Annotated in this window: 14 protein-coding genes and 2 tRNA genes; 6 read left to right on the forward strand and 10 right to left on the reverse strand. The window is 35.8% G+C overall.

Annotated features, from left to right (window positions below; all coding sequences use genetic code 11):
- Positions 1-11 precede the first annotated feature (11 nt).
- Positions 12-803: a hypothetical protein gene (locus BLP44_RS01480; RefSeq protein WP_091128534.1), complete on the forward strand. Its 792-nt coding sequence runs from the start codon at positions 12-14 to the stop codon at positions 801-803.
- Positions 804-1,053: 250 nt separating this feature from the next.
- On the opposite strand, the gene BLP44_RS01485 is transcribed toward BLP44_RS01480, so the two are convergent.
- The 9 genes from BLP44_RS01485 to BLP44_RS01525 form a co-directional block, all read right to left on the reverse strand.
- Complete coding sequence (locus BLP44_RS01485) at positions 1,054-1,713, reverse strand: HAD family hydrolase (RefSeq protein ID WP_091128536.1); 660 nt, start codon at positions 1,711-1,713, stop codon at positions 1,054-1,056.
- Between the two features lie 302 nt (positions 1,714-2,015).
- A complete protein-coding gene (locus BLP44_RS01490) occupies positions 2,016-3,599 on the reverse strand; it encodes an MFS transporter (RefSeq protein WP_091128537.1) in 1,584 nt (527 codons plus the stop codon).
- Position 3,600: 1 nt separating this feature from the next.
- Positions 3,601-4,650, reverse strand: a complete 1,050-nt coding sequence (locus BLP44_RS01495; protein ID WP_091128540.1) for an HlyD family secretion protein — start codon at positions 4,648-4,650, stop codon at positions 3,601-3,603.
- Between the two features lie 119 nt (positions 4,651-4,769).
- On the reverse strand, positions 4,770-6,062 hold the full coding sequence (locus BLP44_RS01500) for a TolC family protein (protein WP_244511649.1): 1,293 nt from the start codon (positions 6,060-6,062) through the stop codon (positions 4,770-4,772).
- 437 nt (positions 6,063-6,499) lie between these two features.
- On the reverse strand, positions 6,500-7,321 hold the full coding sequence (locus BLP44_RS01505; protein WP_091128549.1) for a helix-turn-helix transcriptional regulator: 822 nt from the start codon (positions 7,319-7,321) through the stop codon (positions 6,500-6,502).
- Between the two features lie 183 nt (positions 7,322-7,504).
- Positions 7,505-7,578 (reverse strand) — tRNA-Asp (locus tag BLP44_RS01510).
- Between the two features lie 671 nt (positions 7,579-8,249).
- Positions 8,250-8,323: transfer RNA gene (locus tag BLP44_RS01515), tRNA-Asp, on the reverse strand.
- Positions 8,324-8,409: 86 nt separating this feature from the next.
- Entirely contained in the window at positions 8,410-9,336 is a 927-nt protein-coding gene (locus tag BLP44_RS01520; protein ID WP_091128552.1) for a DUF58 domain-containing protein, read from the reverse strand.
- Positions 9,333-11,900 carry a M1 family metallopeptidase gene (locus tag BLP44_RS01525; RefSeq protein WP_091128556.1) on the reverse strand — a complete coding sequence of 856 codons (2,568 nt, stop codon included), beginning with the start codon at positions 11,898-11,900 and terminating at the stop codon, positions 9,333-9,335. Before BLP44_RS01525 ends, BLP44_RS01520 begins: the two co-directional genes overlap by 4 nt.
- 152 nt (positions 11,901-12,052) lie before the next feature.
- On the opposite strand from BLP44_RS01525, the gene BLP44_RS01530 reads away from it, so the two are divergent.
- The 5 genes from BLP44_RS01530 to BLP44_RS01550 all read left to right on the forward strand — a co-directional run bounded on the left by BLP44_RS01530 (position 12,053) and on the right by BLP44_RS01550 (position 17,259).
- Positions 12,053-12,403, forward strand: coding sequence for a hypothetical protein (locus BLP44_RS01530; RefSeq protein ID WP_091128560.1), 351 nt, complete (start codon positions 12,053-12,055; stop codon positions 12,401-12,403).
- A gap of 465 nt (positions 12,404-12,868) precedes the next feature.
- Positions 12,869-13,300 carry a DUF4625 domain-containing protein gene (locus BLP44_RS01535; protein ID WP_170830204.1) on the forward strand — a complete coding sequence of 144 codons (432 nt, stop codon included), beginning with the start codon at positions 12,869-12,871 and terminating at the stop codon, positions 13,298-13,300.
- The gene (locus tag BLP44_RS01540; protein WP_066032994.1) at positions 13,297-13,767 is read left to right on the forward strand and encodes a DUF4625 domain-containing protein; all 471 of its coding nucleotides are present in this window, start codon (positions 13,297-13,299) and stop codon (positions 13,765-13,767) included. Before BLP44_RS01535 ends, BLP44_RS01540 begins: the two co-directional genes overlap by 4 nt.
- Positions 13,768-13,777: 10 nt before the next feature.
- Positions 13,778-15,985, forward strand: a complete 2,208-nt coding sequence (locus tag BLP44_RS01545; RefSeq protein WP_244511651.1) for a TonB-dependent receptor — start codon at positions 13,778-13,780, stop codon at positions 15,983-15,985.
- 50 nt (positions 15,986-16,035) lie between these two features.
- The gene (locus BLP44_RS01550; protein ID WP_091128571.1) at positions 16,036-17,259 is read left to right on the forward strand and encodes a hypothetical protein; all 1,224 of its coding nucleotides are present in this window, start codon (positions 16,036-16,038) and stop codon (positions 17,257-17,259) included.
- A gap of 228 nt (positions 17,260-17,487) precedes the next feature.
- Here the strand turns inward: BLP44_RS01550 and trxA are convergent, their stop codons facing one another.
- On the reverse strand, positions 17,488-17,805 hold the full coding sequence (trxA, locus tag BLP44_RS01555; protein WP_008466289.1) for a thioredoxin: 318 nt from the start codon (positions 17,803-17,805) through the stop codon (positions 17,488-17,490).
- Between the last annotated feature and the right edge of the window lie 230 nt (positions 17,806-18,035).

The raw sequence follows: 18,035 nt of genomic DNA on the forward strand, positions 1-18,035 counted from the left end.
AATTAGAACACATGAGAAAATACAGATTACTAGTCCTTTTTTTAGCAATTATTGCTGTCTTTTATTTTGCAAGAACAGTTCGAAGTTTTACCGTTCAGCACGAAACCCGAACTCTTAAATCGGAGCATTTTATCGTTTCCTATACCGGAATTTATAAAAGCGAAGCTGAAAAAGTCAGCAAACATCTTGAGGAGAATTATTCTAAAATAAGAGAAAATCTAAAAGATGTAGAACACGACGCGATAAAGGTTTTTGTTTACGGTTCGCAATTCAAATTTAATGAAGCGACAGGTTTAACAGAAAACACAAAAGGCACAAGTCGTGGTCCAAACGAATTTCATTTTGTATGGACGAATTGGTTTAATTCTATTTTTCCAGACGATCCTCTCAAAACGGCTTTGCATGAGTTTACACATTGCGTTCAGCTCAACATATTAATCTATAAAGCAAAAGACACCATCATCACCCAAGACCGACTAACTTTTGAAAAGCAATTTGATAAAAAGTTTAAAGCCGAATATCCGCGCTGGCTTTGGGAATCGATTAGCATTTTTGAAGCAGGAGAAGTTAATACGTTAAGTGTGAAATACGCCAAAAGCAAAAACCTGACTTTAGAAGATTTAAATCATGGCAATCAGATTTATAATATCGGCTACACCATAATCGAATATATGACTCAAAAATGGGGAAAAGACATTCTACCCAAACTGATTGCGTCTTTCGGCAACATCGAAAAAACATTGAACGTAACGCAAGAGGAATTTGAAAAAGGCTGGATGGCTTTTTTGGAGGAGAAGTATTAAACGACTTTAAATATCCGTCTAGTTTGTCATTCCAAGGAACGAGGAATCTCCACGAGAAGCTCTACAAAGATTGGCTTTTCGTTGCGGAGTTACTTACGAAGATTTGCTTCGCCTATTCGCTATCGCTCGAGTCTCCTTCGTCGAAATGACAAGATTGTGGTTACAATATGAAAAAAAACCTTTGTCAAAGTTTAAAACTTTGACAAAGGTCTCGTATCACTTGGAATTTGGGATTTTAAAAAATTGGAATTTATTTCCCTAATAATTCTAAAATCTTATCCACATTGACTTCACTATAATCATTAATATAAAAATCGCATGGCGGAAGTTCTTCTTTGGTATGCGTACTCAAAACGCCTACGACTTTCATTCCGGCATTTAATCCTGCGGTAATACCCGAAAAAGAATCTTCGAAAACCACACAATCCGACGGAGAAACGCCAACACGTTCAGCCGATTTTAAATATACTTCGGGATTTGGTTTATGAAACGTAACATCTTCTGATGACATCATCGAATCCATTTTTTCGCCGAGTTTCAAGAAATTGGCAATCAAATCTAGATTCGCACGCGGCGCCGACGTTGCAACTGCAGTTTTAAAACCACGAGATTTTAATTCGTTTAAAAAATCCATATAATGCGGAATCGTTTCGACTTTATCTTTGTAAATCTCACGGAACATTCCTTCTTTTTCGTCTTCCAGTTTTATCAATTCTTCTCCCGCAATCGGACGTTTGAAGAAATGCGTCATGATATAACTATTGTGTTTTCCGTACATATGCTCTTCAAATTCTTCTTTCGTGTACGGAATATTATATTTATCGAAAAACTTTTCAAAAGCGATTACATGATGCGGATTTGTGTGTGAAATCACGCCGTCCATATCAAAAATTACACATTGCTGGCTCATAATTTTGTTTGTTGTTTTTAACGGTTGCAAGATACTTAATTCTGTAGAGTTGGACTGAGGTTTCTCGCAGAGTTTTTATTTTAAAGCCACAGATTAAAAAGATTTAAAGGATTTGTCTCTCGCAGATTTGGCAGATTATGCGGATTATTTATTTTCTTATTTAAAAAATCTAATCTGCTCAATCTGCGAGAGTAAAAAAATCTCTGCGCCTTTGCAAGAATAATAGACAAAGATTGGCAAAAACTTTAAACTTTAAACCTGACTCGAGAGCTATGCTCGAACAGACGAAGCAAACAAAATCTTTACCCAATCCAAATCTTGCTTTTAACCAAAGTCATAGTCTGTCTCAAATGCTGATTACAGGCAATTAGAATTATCAAAACCAATAAACCATAACCCACAATGGTATAAATCTCCATATCGGCTAATAGAGTCGATTGTTTGGTAATGCTTCCGAAGATCTTTTTCATGGCTAAAACATTGGCATTATCTGCCGAATATCCTTTGGCGATAAAACTCTGCGTAGTACTGGCGATGGTTTGCTGCGCTTCGGGATTTTCGCCGGTTACGAATTGGCTTAGTTTAAAAAAGTGTTTTTTGTTTAAAAATACTGTTGCATTCTGCATCACGCAAAATCCAATCGTACTTCCCCAAAAACGTCCCGAAACGCCGACAATTCCCGAAGAAACCGCCATATTTGCAGGAACCGAAGATGTGGTAAAGAGAATTAACGGAACAAATAAAAACCCCACTCCGATACCCTGCAAAAAGTACGGAACAATAATATCTGATAAAGCCACATCGGGCACAAAAAGAAACGTAAACCAAAAATGATACAAGGCAATTAGCGAAAAACCAATCAGGAAAATAATTTTGGTAGAAACCGATTTCATGAGGAAATAAGCCGCCAAAATCAATCCGATTACATTTCCGAGTCCGTTAATGTACTGCACGCCCGCAACACGCGACGGATCCCAATTCCAAATCGAATACATAGCCGAATGGCAAAGACTCAACGTTGCTCTGCTGATGTAAAACAGGAAAAACAATAAAAAACCAATTCTCAGATTGGCGTATTTAAAAACTTCAAAATCAAAAGTGGGCCTTTTAACCAAAAGCTCTTTAAAGATGAACAAACCTCCCGTAATAAGTGCCGTAATAAGCATTAAAACCATTTGAGAAGATTCGAACCAATATTTTTTCTCGGCATACACAAAAAAGTAGGCACCGCAAAGAATCGCTGTTAAAACCAAAAAATAGCTCATCCAGTCGATTTGATACAACGGGATTTTCTTTGTGATTCGGTGCCCACGAAAAGTAACCAAGATTAAAAAGACATTTAAAACCTGCAGTCCGCCCGAAACATACAGCATGTATTTCCAGTCGTAATGATCCAGAAACCAAACCGCAATATTCATAATAAAAGGCGATGACAGTAGTAACGAACCATAATAAAAGGAAAAACCAATTATAATGGCGTTTTTAGAATCAAACTGCTCAATAAGCAATTGTCTGATGGTAATGGCAGGAAGTGCCATTAAGATTCCTTCGGCAACTCTCAGCAATAGAAAAACCGCAAAATTATCGACATAACCCGACGCCACAATCGTAACTCCAATTAAGGAATAAACTCCTATGAGGTAATTTTTGGCAGGGAAAAAACTCGAAAATCGACTTTCTATGAGAATTGTTGCCAGCAGAGTTCCGTACGTAACACACATTGCAAACTGCAAATCTTCGGGCTCGATGTCCAGAAAACTCGCCGCATACGTTACGTTTGACGTATAAACTCCCAATAAAATCATGGAATGCAAGAGGCAAACAAACAAAATTGTAATGATTGCCCATTTTGGAACCCATGATTTAAAAATACTTTTATCTTCCATTTTAGTGTGCTGCGATCACAGTAATATTCATTCCCGCTCTTAAAAAGTCAGTTTGTTTGTCGCTGTCTTTCAACTGAATTCTAACCGGAATTCTTTGTTCGATTTTTACGAAGTTACCCGTTGCATTATCTGGAGGAAGCAATGAAAATCTTGCCCCGCTCGCTGGCGATAAAGACGCAATTGTTCCTGTAAAAGTCTTATCGCTCAAAGCATCGGCTTTTATTTCAACATCCTGTCCAACTTTTAAATATTGCAATTGCGTTTCTTTAAAATTGGCCGTAATCCATTTTTCTTTACTTACAATTGACAATAAAGACTGACCTTCTTTTACCAATTGTCCTGGCTGTAGAGTTCGTTTTCCAACCCAACCGTCATAAGGCGCTGTAATTATAGTGTACGAAAGAAATAATGCAGCATTATCGGCAACAGCTTGTTTTGACGCAATATTGGTTTGTGTTGTCGGAACATTGGCTTCGGCAACAGAAGTGCTCAAAGCCGATGAATGAATTCTATTTTTCATTTCCTGAAAATGCGCCTGCGCCAATTCGTAATCTGCTTTTACTTTTTCTAATTGCTGAGAAGTTGCTGCCTCTTCGCTTACCAAAGCTTTGTATCTTTCGTATTCCAGTTTAGTTTTCCAAAGATTCGATTTTGCAGCTTCTAACTGCGCTTCGTTAATCGCTGTTGCGCTTGCTGTATTTATGGCATTTTTCTCAGCCACAACGCTATTTTGTTTCGCATTCTGAACATCGGCAAGAGCCACATTCAATTTCGATTGATACTCTCTATTATCAATTACAACCAAAGTATCGCCTTTGTGCACAAACTGATTTTCATCGAAACGGACCTCTTGCACATAACCTGTAATTCTCGACATAATTGGCGTCACATATTGCTCCACCTGAGCATCATTCGTTTCTTCGTGATTTCGGTTAAATACATAAAACCAAATTCCCAAAATAACACCGCTTATTACCAGCGTGCACGCAATAATCGTTATTAGTATATGAAACGTTTTATTTCTTCTAGTTTCATTTTTAATCTTAACCATATCTTTCTTTTCTCTTTAACTTAGTTCTTTTCTAAAATGTCTTTTCTCTTGCTTCTTTCGTCTATCAAGTCTTTTCTCTTGCCTCTTTCTTCTAATGCTTTATCCTAATCTCTCACCATCTAGCTTTGCGGAAGCATTCCAGCCGTATGAAGCAGTTCGTAATGTTTTAAAACCGCATCCAATCGCGTAGAAATTTTGTTGTATTTCGCCTGAAGCAAAGCATTATCGGCATCGACCATTTCGGTAATTAAAACCAATTGGTTTAAGTATTTCAGCTTTACAATTCGGTAATTTTCTTCTGCTAAATCCAACGCTTTATCAACGACCACAAACTTTTCAAGGATTTCCTGATATTGCGTGTGTTCTTTATACAGCTTATCCTGAATTTCCTCTTTTACAATTTCATTCTGCATTTCCTGCCATTTGATTTTGGTATTGGCCTGCTCCATTTTGGTCTTATTTTTATACAAAGACGAAAGGTCAAAAGTGGCTTCGATCCCCACTTGTCCCAAAGTGTACAAATACGGATTTGGCGGAAAGAATTTGTAGTTTGGATAATAAAAACCGTAGTTTCCAAAGAAATGAACACTTGGCAAGTAATTTCCTTTAACCAATTTCAATTCCGTTTTGCTGATGTTTAATTCTTGGCTTGCAATACGCATTTCTTCGTTTTGCAAAGCTTTTGTCATATAAAAATCATACGGATCTAGACCGTTCATTTCATCAAGACTTGAAGTTGTATCGATTGCAATTTCTTCATTGTCTGGAATTTGGATCAGCGTTTTCAGATCGTGAAGTGCGATTTTAATGTTTTTGGAGTTAGTTAACGCATTCAATTCGCGATCTGAAAGCTGTAATTCGGCACGAATAACCTCGTTTTTCGTAACCGTTCCATGTTTTTGAAGCGATTGGACTTCTTTCAGTCGGCTTTTTTCTTCTTTGATGTTTTCTTCGAATATTTTCTGAAGTTCCATCATTTTATAAATCGCCAGATAATTTGCCACCACTTCAAGCTCGATATCATTTTCGGCCTTTTCGGTTTTTATTTTAGCAATTTCGTTTTCCTGATTCGCAATTTTGATGGCATTATTAATCTTATTTCCAGCATAAATTGGCATTTTAAAGGTTGAATTTACCTCGTAAATTTCAGGAATTGCTGGCGTAACTTCTTTGTCTTTCAAAAACCCGCTTCCTTTGAATTCAGTAATATTCGTGATGCGAGAATACATGCCATTTAACTGTACGTCTGGCAGTCGAAGTTCTTTTCTTTCTTTAATATTTTGCTCTGCGAGCGTGACCTCCAATTGAGATCTAAGGATTTTTTTGTTGTTTTCTTTGGCCAGTTTCAAAGCTTCTTGTAACGAAACCGTGTGGACTTCCTGCGCTTGTAAGCCATTGAATGCTAATATCATTAAGATTAACAGCAGGATTCTGGGAAAACAATCGTCTGTAGAATTTGTTGTTTTAAGGAACATGAATACATTAATATTTGATGCTGCAAAGTTCCTTCATTTTTCTCGTGACTGATAATTCTAAAAAGCCAAGAACATATTCATTTCGGACAAATGTTAAAATTCCATTTCCCGAAAACGTTATATTAAAACACTGAAAAACAATTTATTACAAAATAGATTTTGATTGTGATATTTCACGCAGATTTTAATAAATTTTAGCAGATGCGCGCAGATTTTTCTTTTTACTCTTGCAAATTTGTCAGATTGTGCAGATTATAAAGCATTTAAAAATCTCTGAAATCTGCGGAATCTGCGAGACTTTTTTTTTTACGCATGGAATAAAAAAGAATCTGCTAAATCAGCTAAAATCTATTAAAATCTGCGTGAAATAAAAACTATTTACTTTCTAAAATCTCCTCACCATTTAAGTAATCGGAAGGTCTTTGTCCTAAAATTTTGAAGAAAGTATTACTGAAAGTTGGAACGCTATTGTAACCAACTTCTTCGGCTACCTCTTTTACTGAAAGTTTTCTTTCCAATAAAAGTTCGATAGCTTTTAAAATTCTTCTAATGGTATAATATTGAATAAAAGACATTTTGAGATCTTTTTGAAACAAGCGATACAAAGAGCGTTCGCTAAAACCAAATTCGTGAGCGACATCGGCAAACAGAATTGTTTCTCCAAGATTGTTTTCGATATGGCGCAGAATTTTTCCAAGACGTTTGTCTTTGGGTTGTGGCAATTCTAAAGGTAAATTATTAGTGCAAATTTGAGGAAGAATTGCTTTTATCGCTTTGGCAATGGTAAAATTTGGAGTCCCTTTTTTTAGATCTCCATTCCATCGATTCGTAAAAAGCATCATTTGAAGGAGCAGATTATTGACTGGGTAAATTCCTTCTATTTTATAAAAGTCATCTTCTTCTTTTTCAACAGGAAAATAAAGATTTCGCATCGTAACGCTTTCCGATTTCGGCTCGATACTATGCTCCACACCACTCGGAATCCATATAAAATGCCTTGCTGGCAAAAAATAAGTTTTGGTTTCTGTAGTTACAAAAACAACATCGCCTTCTGCATAAAGTAATTGTGCTTTATTATGCTTATGTGGTGGAATAAACAATTCACCCATCAAATCGTGGTGGCAGTAAATGCTCTTTTTATCAGCATCTACTTTCTTGATGTAATATTTATCGAGTTTCTGACCGGAATGTTCCATAATATAAAGATAGGAAGAAATTTAACCGCAAAGCACGCAAGGTAAAAGCACAAAGTTCGCAAAGATTAAATAAAACCTTTGCGAACTTTGCGTAAAATCTTAGCTCCCGATAACTATCGGGATTGCGGTAAAATTTAAAAACAAAAAAGCCTTTCCGTGAAGAAAGGCTTTTAACAACTTAGGCGGTCTGGACGGGACTCGAACCCGCGACCCCATGCGTGACAGGCATGTATTCTAACCAACTGAACTACCAAACCCTGCGTTATTGCGAGTGCAAAAATACAACAGAATTTCGTTTCTGCAAGCGTTTTTACGAATAATATTTGAGAAATTTTTAATTGATTAAATTCCAATATTTTAAAAATTCACTTTAAAATTAAAAAAGAAGAAGTTTCTTTCTTTTTAACCGCAAGGCACACGAAGAATGCAACTTTTGAAATATTTATTTCCCTTTTATTCAACATAGCCTGTGGTTTCAACCACAGGAAACGTATTTGATATACATTGTGTCCCCGTGGTTGAAACCACGGGCTATGTTTTAATATATGATCGAAAATCTTTGTGGAATTACTTGCGGAGATTTCTCCTTCGTCGAAATGACAAACTGTTCGTTGAAATCAGAATCAAGCAAAAAAAATCGCAAAGCTTAATCAATTCTAAACGTTGCGAAATTTGCATTCTTTTAAAAATATCTTTGCTCCCGATAGCTATCGGAATTGCGTAAATCTTAGCGTTCTTTGCGGTTAAAAACAAAAACCGAAAGTGTCTTAAATCAAAAAAGCCATCCACAAAAGTGGAAAGCTTTTCATTGGTCTAACTACTAAACCAGCTACGAGTTACAAAGTCGTAGCAAAACAACACAACTAATCTTAGATACCGTTTTTGGGCAAAAAAGCCTTTCTGTTAAGAAAGGCTTCTCCCAATATTGCGGTCTGGACGGGACTCGAACCCGCGACCCCATGCGTGACAGGCATGTATTCTAACCAACTGAACTACCAAACCTCTGCGTTATTGCGGTTGCAAAGATATAACAGAATTTCATTTCTGCAAGCGTTTTTATAAAAAAAATGAAATTATTTTTTAAAATATTATCCAAAGTTTTGTTTTTCAACCAAATATGTAGTCAATATTTTTTCAAAATTGTCGCCCACATTTACCGGAACGTACTTAATTTGGTTCTTTGCGCAGGTTAAAGCCAAATTTTTAAAGTAGGCCTCTACCCTTTCTTCGTATTGCTCTTTTACGTTATCAGCAAAAATAGAAACCTCATCTCCCGATTCTAAATCGATGAATTTTCGTGGCGTATTATCAAAATCAAACTTCAATTCGGTTTCATTATCAACCACATGAAATAAAACTACTTTATGTTTGTTGTGTTTTAAATGTTGCAATGCGTTGAATAATTTCTCATCATCTTCGGTCTGAAACATATCGGTAAACAAAATAATCATCGAACGGCGATGCATTTTTTCCGCAATTTGATGCAAATAGGTAATAGTATCGGTTGTTTTTTTGACTTTTGGTTGAACCAATAATTCTTCCAGTTTATTCAAAAGCATTCTATGATGACGATCACTCCCTTTTTCCGGTGCGTAATATTCGTATTTATCTGAGAAAACGCTTAAACCAACGGCATCGCGCTGTTTCTTTAAAATATTCATTAAAACTGCCGAAGCCAAAACGGCAAAACCAATTTTCTTTTCGTAAAAAGGCTGATTCGATTTTAGTTCAGGATAGTGCATTGACGACGAATTATCTACAATCAAATGGCAGCGTAAATTGGTTTCTTCCTCAAAACGTTTCGTATACAAACGATCGGTTTTGGCGAATAATTTCCAATCGATATGTTTGGTGCTTTCGCCTGCATTATAGACTTTATGCTCGGCAAATTCAGCCGAAAATCCATGAAACGGACTCTTGTGCATTCCCGATATAAAACCCTCCACAACCTGATTCGCCAGCATTTCAAGATGCTGAAAACTGGAGACTTTCTCTATTTCCGATTCAATTTTCATTCGGTTTCTTTTTTTATGTTTTGTGCTTTATAAAGCAAATCTGTAGCCTGAAACAATTTGCGTTTCAAGATCGGACTAAAATTAGGGTTTTCCTTTAAGAATAGCTGTACTTCATCAAAAGCAAATTTCGAAGAATACTTCCCAATCGTATTGTCCAGCCAATCTTTCGGAAAGAAAATATCTCCCGTACGCTGAATTTCATCAACCAAATCTAGTGAAAATCTAATATACTTTTGTGCACTTTCCTGACGAAGCGGATGATTTATATTGGCTAAACCTACAGAAACCCAAGATTCTTTCTCACGATTCGCATCGTCTTTTAAAGATTCCATAAAAGCATTTCGAACCAATTCGTCTTTAGTTAATGACGGAAGCAAAAACTCAAAACGCTTTTGTTTATCAGGATTTGTAAATGAAGTTCTTGTTTTCTCCAAGATTCCATCAGCCAGTGGATGTTTGAAAATCACCAGATTCATAGCCATATTGGTATAATCGTCTTCGTTTAACTTCAAATTCGGAATCGAGATTTCTCTGTTCCAAACCTTATATAAACTGGCTTTTGCAGAATTGGAATAGGCAATTGAACTGAATAATCCGAACAATGTCTTTTTGATATTTGCAGATAAATTGGCCTGTAAACGATCATTTAAAACGCCTTCAAGCTGTTTCTGGAATTTGTTTTGCTGTTTTTCCGTCAATAATCTCCAATAAATTGTATTCAAACTTCCTGAAACAATTCGCAGAACTAATTCATTTTGCTCCGTCTCAATTCCTTTTAGAAAACAATCATAAGCTTTTTCTGGCGAAACATTTCCAATCAAAGTATTTTCATAAAGATTACTATAACTCGAAGCTCTCGCCATTTCATCTTTCAAAGAAGAAATATAATTTAAATTATTCCCGTCAAGCGGAAAAACGCCGTATCCAAAACCATTATAATTGTAAACAACAGCAATTGGTTTTTCAAGTCCTTCGGCTTCTTTAACAAGGGTGTTTTTATCATTAATATTGACTGATAAAATCTTTACCTCTTTAGCATAAACCAACCCAATCTGAAAAATCTGAGGCCAGATATTCTCTGATTGGTCTTCTGCTTGTTGCTGAATTTCAAAACTTTTAATTCGGTTTTTAGAATCGTATTCAACTTTATCTGTAAAGATTGCTCTCCCCGATTTGTTAACCCAGACATCGCTCCATTTTTTCATATCAAGGGGAGTTTCAGCATCTAGAAGTTCTACGAGATTATTCCAGTCGGCGTTATCATTGGCGTATTTCTGAATATATTTTTGAATTCCTTTCTGAAAAGCTGCTGCCCCCATTGAAGCTTCCAATTGGCGCATCATGATTGGCGCTTTGTTGTAAATAATGGCTCCGTAAAGCGAACCTGCATTTTGTAAGTTTGCTAAATGCTGTTTGATTGGATGTGTTCCCAAAGATCGATCTTCCGCGTAAGCGCTAGGATAATGCGCGGTGAAAAACTGCAGATTATGATTGACTTTCGGGAAAATCGGATTCATGATTTTATCGGCCATGAAGTTGGCAAAAACCTCTTTCATCCAAACATCGTCAAACCATTTCATCGTAACCAAATCTCCAAACCACATGTGTGAAGTTTCGTGCGCAATCAATTTTGCCCGATTTAATTTCTCCGTGTCAGTTGCGCTATTGTCCAAAAACAAAGTTGATTCTCTGTACTGAATTGCACCAATATGTTCCATTCCGCCATACTGAAAAACAGGAATTGAAGCGAAATCTAGTTTTTGAAAAGGAAATTTATAATTGGTATATTTTTCTAAAAAGTCCAAAGATTGCTGATGTAGATTGAAAATAGTATCAGCGCTTACGCGAAATTTCTCTGGACTATTTTCACGATACAACATCGTCATTTCTAAACCTGGTTTCTGTGTAGTGCTTTTGAATTTTCCTGCTACAAAAGAGAATAAATACGTACTCATTTTATCTGATTCTCCAAAAGTATAAGCTGTGAAATCTCCTTTTTCGAGTTTTTCTACAACATCAGCTCCAGCCAAAACAGACCAATCTTTTGGTACAGAAAGGCTCAGTTTATAAGTCGCTTTTAAATCGGGCTGATCAAAACAAGGAAATAAAGTACTCGCGCGATCTGGAACTAACAAAGTATACAAAAAATCGTCATTTCTGTTTAAAGATAAATTACCCGCAATGAATGAAATTGAAAATGTATTTTTTCCTAAAACCAAAGCCGAAATTGGAATTACAATATGCCCGTTTTCATGAATAATAGAAAGCTTTTTTCCGTTTGCTTCAACTGTTTTTATGTTGGAAGTTTTCTCTTTAAAATCTAAAATTAAGGGCTGACTTAAATCAGATAAACTCAAATTTACAATCAAATTAGAATTTATATTTTCTGATTTCTGATTCGGAATTTCGAAAGACAAAATGTATTGAAGATCTGAAATCTGTTTTTTACGAAATTTCGCTAGCTGTTCTAAAACACCATTTTCTAATAATGCCTTTTCTTTTACCTGAGAAAAACTATTGAAAATCAATATAAAAAAACAAAGAAAGCTGTAGAAAATTTTCATTTTTAAGGAATATAAGATTTGCTAAAATTAGCAAAAGCATTGATTTTTTACAAACAATTATCGCAACAACATTGCATTTAAAAATAAGATTTCTATATTTGCAACACTATTGCATTAATTCTGGTTAAAAATATCAGAAGTAATCTTAACGAATGAAAAAGAAACTTAAATTTATAAATCTCTTTATGCCTTTGATTGTATTGTTCGCAATACTTTTTCCGGCTGTGCATTCGTATGAGCATATTTTGGACACTCATTCGCAGAAAGAGAAAATAGAATTTTCAGTTTCAGAAAAGCCACAATTCAAGGCCAAACTGCATTCGTTTCATAAATGTTCGATTTGCGATTTTAAGTTTAGCGCTGTTGGCACATTTGAATTTCATGCTTTTCAGTTTTTCAAGAATAATCCTGTTGTAAAACACATTAGTTTTTACAGCAAACCGCATTTTGCATTTTTTAAGGGCGCTCTTTTCTCACTTCGAGCCCCACCTTTTACACTTTAGTATTTTTTGTGTTTCTGATTGTTTTGCAATTCGGCATATAATTGTTTTTATGATTTAAAAATTTAAAAACATTCAATAGCTATTACATTCGTTTTAAGCATTTAATACAATGTATTGATATTGATATTGATATTGATATTGATATTGATATTGATATTGATATAACTTTTTCTACACAAAAAAACTTCCAAATTTTTATCGATTAACATATTAGGACTAAACTTAATTCAGCTTTTAGTTACTAGTGTGCTGTTTGACTAGAGAAAAGATATATGTCGCCTCGCTGAGGCTTTTGCATAGGTCCTAAATTCTTTTTTACAAATATTTCGTCCCGCTGGGACTTACCCAAAAATGGCAAATATATTTCTACCAATATTTTGTCCCTCTGGGACTTATAAACTTTGCAATAGGCTTCTTATATAACCCAAATACCTTTATAAAATGATCAAAATCAAATCAGAAAAAATGAAAACAACAAAACTCATTCTGGCTTCGCTTTTTGCGGCAATTGCTTTTACAGGCTGCAGTAACGACGACTCAGAACAAGAACAAGCCATTCCTAAGATTGACAAAGTAGAACTAGGTCTTAGCAACAGCGAAACAGCAACTATTGGCGCAGATTTCCATTTTAATGCAGAAGTGACTGCCGCTGATAAAATCGAAAATGTGCAGGTAAAAATTGTGCAAAAAAACACCGAAACATATTCTAAAGTCTGGTCACACGAAATTACTTGGACACAATATGCGGGCGCAAAAAATGCAACGGTTCACAAACATTTTGACATTCCAGAAGATGCCGCAGAAGGAAAATACGACTTCATCATTATCGTAAACGATCAAAACGGAAGTAAGCTGGAAGTGAAGAAAAACCTAACGATTGTAAATCAAAAAATATGAAAAAACTAAAGCTTCTTTTAGGTGTTTTGACACTTGCCTTTATAACATCTTGTTCAAGCGATAATGCCGAAATCGACACCGAATATCCTGTGATTGACATCACTGGGGCAAATGCTTTTCCTATTCAATGCAGCACGATTGAACGCGGAAAGACCTTTACTTTCAAAGCCACTTTTAATGATAATGTCGAATTGGGTTCTTACAGTTTGGACATTCACCACAATTTCGACCATCATACGCATAGTACAGAAGTAAATACCTGCGAAACCGAAGCTGTAAAAAGCCCTGTAAAACCTATGCTTTTCATTAACAATTACACTATTCCAAATGGAATGAAAAGTTACGAAGCAACAGCACAAATCACCATTCCTGCCGATGTTGATCCGGGAGATTATCATTTTATGATCCGCTTGACGGACAAGGAGGGCTGGCAAACGCTGAAAGGCTTAAGTATTAAAATTTTATAAGATCAGATTAATGAAGAATGCCCTATCCATGTATTGGAAATATTGTTTTTTACTCATCGGTTTATTGGTTTCAGTTGAAGCTTTTTCTCAAAATCAGCCCTCGGAAAAAAAATCAGAAATTAAAGAGCTAGAGGAAGTTTTAATCAGCAATAATACCGTTCAGAAACGCAAAAAAGAAGAATCGCTAAATGTTGAAACAGTAAACAATAGCTTTATTCAGCGTAATCTTGGCGGAAGTTTGATGCAGTCTTTGCAGAAATTGCCAGGCGTTAAAACTATTTCGATTGGTTCTGGAGGTTCGAAACCGCTTATTCGAGGTTTGAGTTTCAATCAGGTTATTGTGGTCGAAAACGGATTGAAACACGAAGGCCAGCAGTGGGGCGCCGATCACGGATTGGAAATCGATCAATATGCTGTCAATCGGGTAGAAATTATAAAAGGCCCTTCTTCATTTATTTATGGATCTGATGCTGTCGGAGGTGCGATAAATATTAAACCTCTGCCCCTTCCATCTCAAAATACTTTTGGCGGAAGCGTTGACCTTACCGGAAAAAGCAACAATGCACAATTTGGAAGTTCTATTAATTTATTCGGAAGAAACAAAAACTGGTTCTTTGATTCCCGTGTCACCACAATGGATTATGGGGATTATCGCGTTCCGACCGATGTGGTTCATGTATACAGTTATGCTGTTCCGCTGTACAAAAATCATTTGCGAAATACGGCTGGAAAAGAACTCGATTTTCACTTGAGCACGGGTTATTCGGGCGAGCATTTTAAATCGGTTTTCTATTTCAGCAATGTGCATACCAAAAGCGGATTTTTCGCGAATGCGCATGGACTCGAACCTCGAAATGTTGATCTGGAATTGCACGACAAATCGAGCCGTGATATTTTGATGCCGTATCAGCAAGTCAATCATTTGAAAGTGAGCAATACGACTTCTTTTCAATTGGGGAATCATGCTTTTGAGACACAGATTGGTTTTCAAAACAACTTTAGAAGAGAATATAGCCATTACGTAAATCATGGATATATGCCGGCAATTTATCCCGAAGACATGTACGCTCCTCAAGATTTGGAACGCCAATATGATAAAGATGTTTGGTCGTTTTCTGCTAAAGATGAATTCCGATTGAATCGCCATCAGATTACTGTGGGAACCAATATTGCTGGACAGGAAAATGCCATTGGCGGATGGAGTTTCCTTATTCCTGCTTTCACACAATTCAACGCTGGATTATTTGCTTACGATAAAATTGAACTGAACGAAAAATGGTTTCTGCACGGCGCCATTCGTTACGATTACGGAAAAATCAAAATGAAATCATATTACGATTGGTTTCAAAGTCCGGTTTCCGAAAACAATCAGACGCAAATGGAATACTTGCAGCGTTCTCAAGATTTAACCAAAACTTTTGACAGTTTTACGTGGTCTGCAGGAATCAATTATAATCCTGGAAATCTTTCGCTAAAAGCTAATTTGGGATCAAGTTTCAGAATGCCGATTGCTAAAGAATTGGCTTCAAACGGCGTAAATTATCATTATTTCCGATTCGAAAAAGGAAATCCGAATTTGGATGCAGAACGTTCGTATCAATTGGATTTGGGAATCGAATGGAATCAGCAAAACTGGTCTTTTCAACTGACGCCTTTTGTGAACTATTTTCCAAATTTCATTTATCTGAATCCAACTTCAGCTCATGATATTTATTATGGCGCAGGAAATCAGGTTTTTGAATACGAGCAAAGTAAAGTCTTTCGCTATGGTGCGGAATTCCAGACGCGCTATTATTTCCTAAAATCTTTAAGTGCAGAAATTGGTGCTGAATATCTTTATTCAGAACAAAAATCAGGAAGTAAAATAGGCTATACGCTTCCGTTCTCGCCTCCGCCTTCTGTTTTGTTCGGATTGAATTATGAACCGCAAATTTCCTTTTTAAAAGAACCTTATTTTGGTGTTGATTATCGTTTTACGGCACAGCAAAATAATATTGTTCCGCCTGAGAAAAAAACGGCTGAAAGTCATGTTTTTAATGTGGCTTTTGGTTCAAAAGTAAAAACAGGAAAACAGGATATCAGCATCAATATTCAGATCCAGAATTTATTCAATACAAGATATTTAAATCACACCAGCTTTTACCGTCTTATCGAACTTCCAGAAGCGGGAAGAAACATTATTGTTTCTATGAAAATTCCGTTTCCCTTTTCGCGATAAGCAAACCATTCAAAACTCAATTATTTACAAATTTTAAATCCTTTATTACAATGAAAAACAAGTTTTACAAACTACTATTTTTATTTGCAGTTTCGCTTTTTGCGGTTTCGTGCAGCAACGACGATGACAACCACGATGATCACGATCATGATCACGACACTTCAGAAGAACACACTTTTGTTCGAGTTTTACTTTCTGACGAAAAAACTACGGAACTAACGCTTTTTGATCCGCATGAAGATAAAATCAGTTCTTTTACGGCAAAATTTGCTAAATCTTCTTTGTACACAACAGAATCTGGACGTTATGCAGGAATTGTTCACAGAGACAATAATTTCGTAGAAACTTTCGACAGCGGATTGGAATTACACGGCGATCACATTGATGTTGACGATGTTCCGAAATTTGGAATTTTAGCGACAAGCGCATTAAAACCAACGCATTTTAAAAGTAAAATTGGCGAAATCCTAACTTTTAACGACGGCGACGGAACGCTTTCTGTTGGTAAAGAAGCCGATGTAAACAAAGCTGGTGCAACATTCAAAACGATAAATTCAGGTTTATTGGCACATCACGGTGCAATGGCGACTTTTACAAACGGAACTTATGCCATTACGGTAAAAGATAATTCGGTGACAGGAACGCTTCCTGAAAAAGTAAAAATCATCGACAACACCGGAAAAACCCTTTTTGATGCTAAAATTCAAACAAAAGGAATTCACGGAAATGCTTCAGACGGCGTGTATGCTGTTTTTGGTTCGTCAAGCGGCATTTTGGTTGTAGAAAGCAACGGAAATCAAAAATTGATCAATCATCCAGCAGATTTTGGAACGGCTTGGTTCGGAACTATTTTAGAAACGGCTTCTGCTGGAAAATTCATTGGCTATACAGCCGCAAAAGGCGCATTTTTAATTGATGTTGTGGCTAATACTGTAAAACCAATTATTCAGAACACAACCATTATGCAATGCAAAACAAGTTACGATCGTAAAAAACTGGCTGTTTTATTGCATTCAGGAGAATTTAAACTTTATGATATCAGCAGTTTGCAAGCGGTAAAAGAAATTAAAGCGACTGCAGAAACAGCTACAGATGCAACATTAAAACCTCAAATGGCAGTTACAGACCGTTTTGCTTACATTACTTCGCCAACCACTGGAGAATTAGTGCGAGTAAACCTTACTACATTGGAAATCAAAAAGACTAAGGTTTCTAGTACGCCTTATATGATTACGGTTTTGGGTTATGAAAACAGCGAAACTCACAGCCACTAATTAATTTTCGAACAACTATTTCAATTATTTTAACACATAGAAACATAGCTTATCTTTGAGTATAGAGACGTTTCACTTATTTAAAACCACATAGCTATGTGTAAAAACTAGTTTTCTCTAAACTCTTTTATGAGCATAAAATCTATGTTTCTATGTGTTTAAAAAATTCAACACATAAAAAAGGTCCAACTTTCGTCGGACCTTTTTTATATTAATCGTAATCTAAGATTACAATAAAGCGTCTAAACTATCTGCGTAGGCTTGTTTCGGAGCTACTCCTACTTGTTTTCCTACTACTTCACCATTTTGAAACACCAAAACGGTTGGTATGTTACGCACACCATATTTTGCAGCAAATTCTTGGTTAGCATCTACATCTACTTTACCAACAACTACTTTACCAGCGTACTCTTCGCTTAATTGGTCAATGATTGGACCAACCATTCTACAAGGACCACACCATGCTGCCCAAAAATCCACCATTACTGGTTTATCTGATTTTAAAACTACTTCATCAAAAGTAGCATCTGTTATTGCTAATGCCATAATATATTAAGATTAAAATTAGGTCTGAAATATTAACTTTCAAACTACAGTACAAATTTAAAAATTTAAAATAAATCAAACACCATTACTAAATTAGTTTTCATTATAAATGTATTGTCAATAATTATAAACTGTATAACGCTAAATTTACAATTTATTTACCTGAAAATCAAACCAATAAACTTTTTAGCATTTTTTTAGTATCTTTAGTATATCCAAAAATACGATTA

The organism is Flavobacterium anhuiense (genome assembly GCF_900101855.1).
Classification (GTDB): Bacteria; Bacteroidota; Bacteroidia; order Flavobacteriales; family Flavobacteriaceae; genus Flavobacterium; species Flavobacterium anhuiense.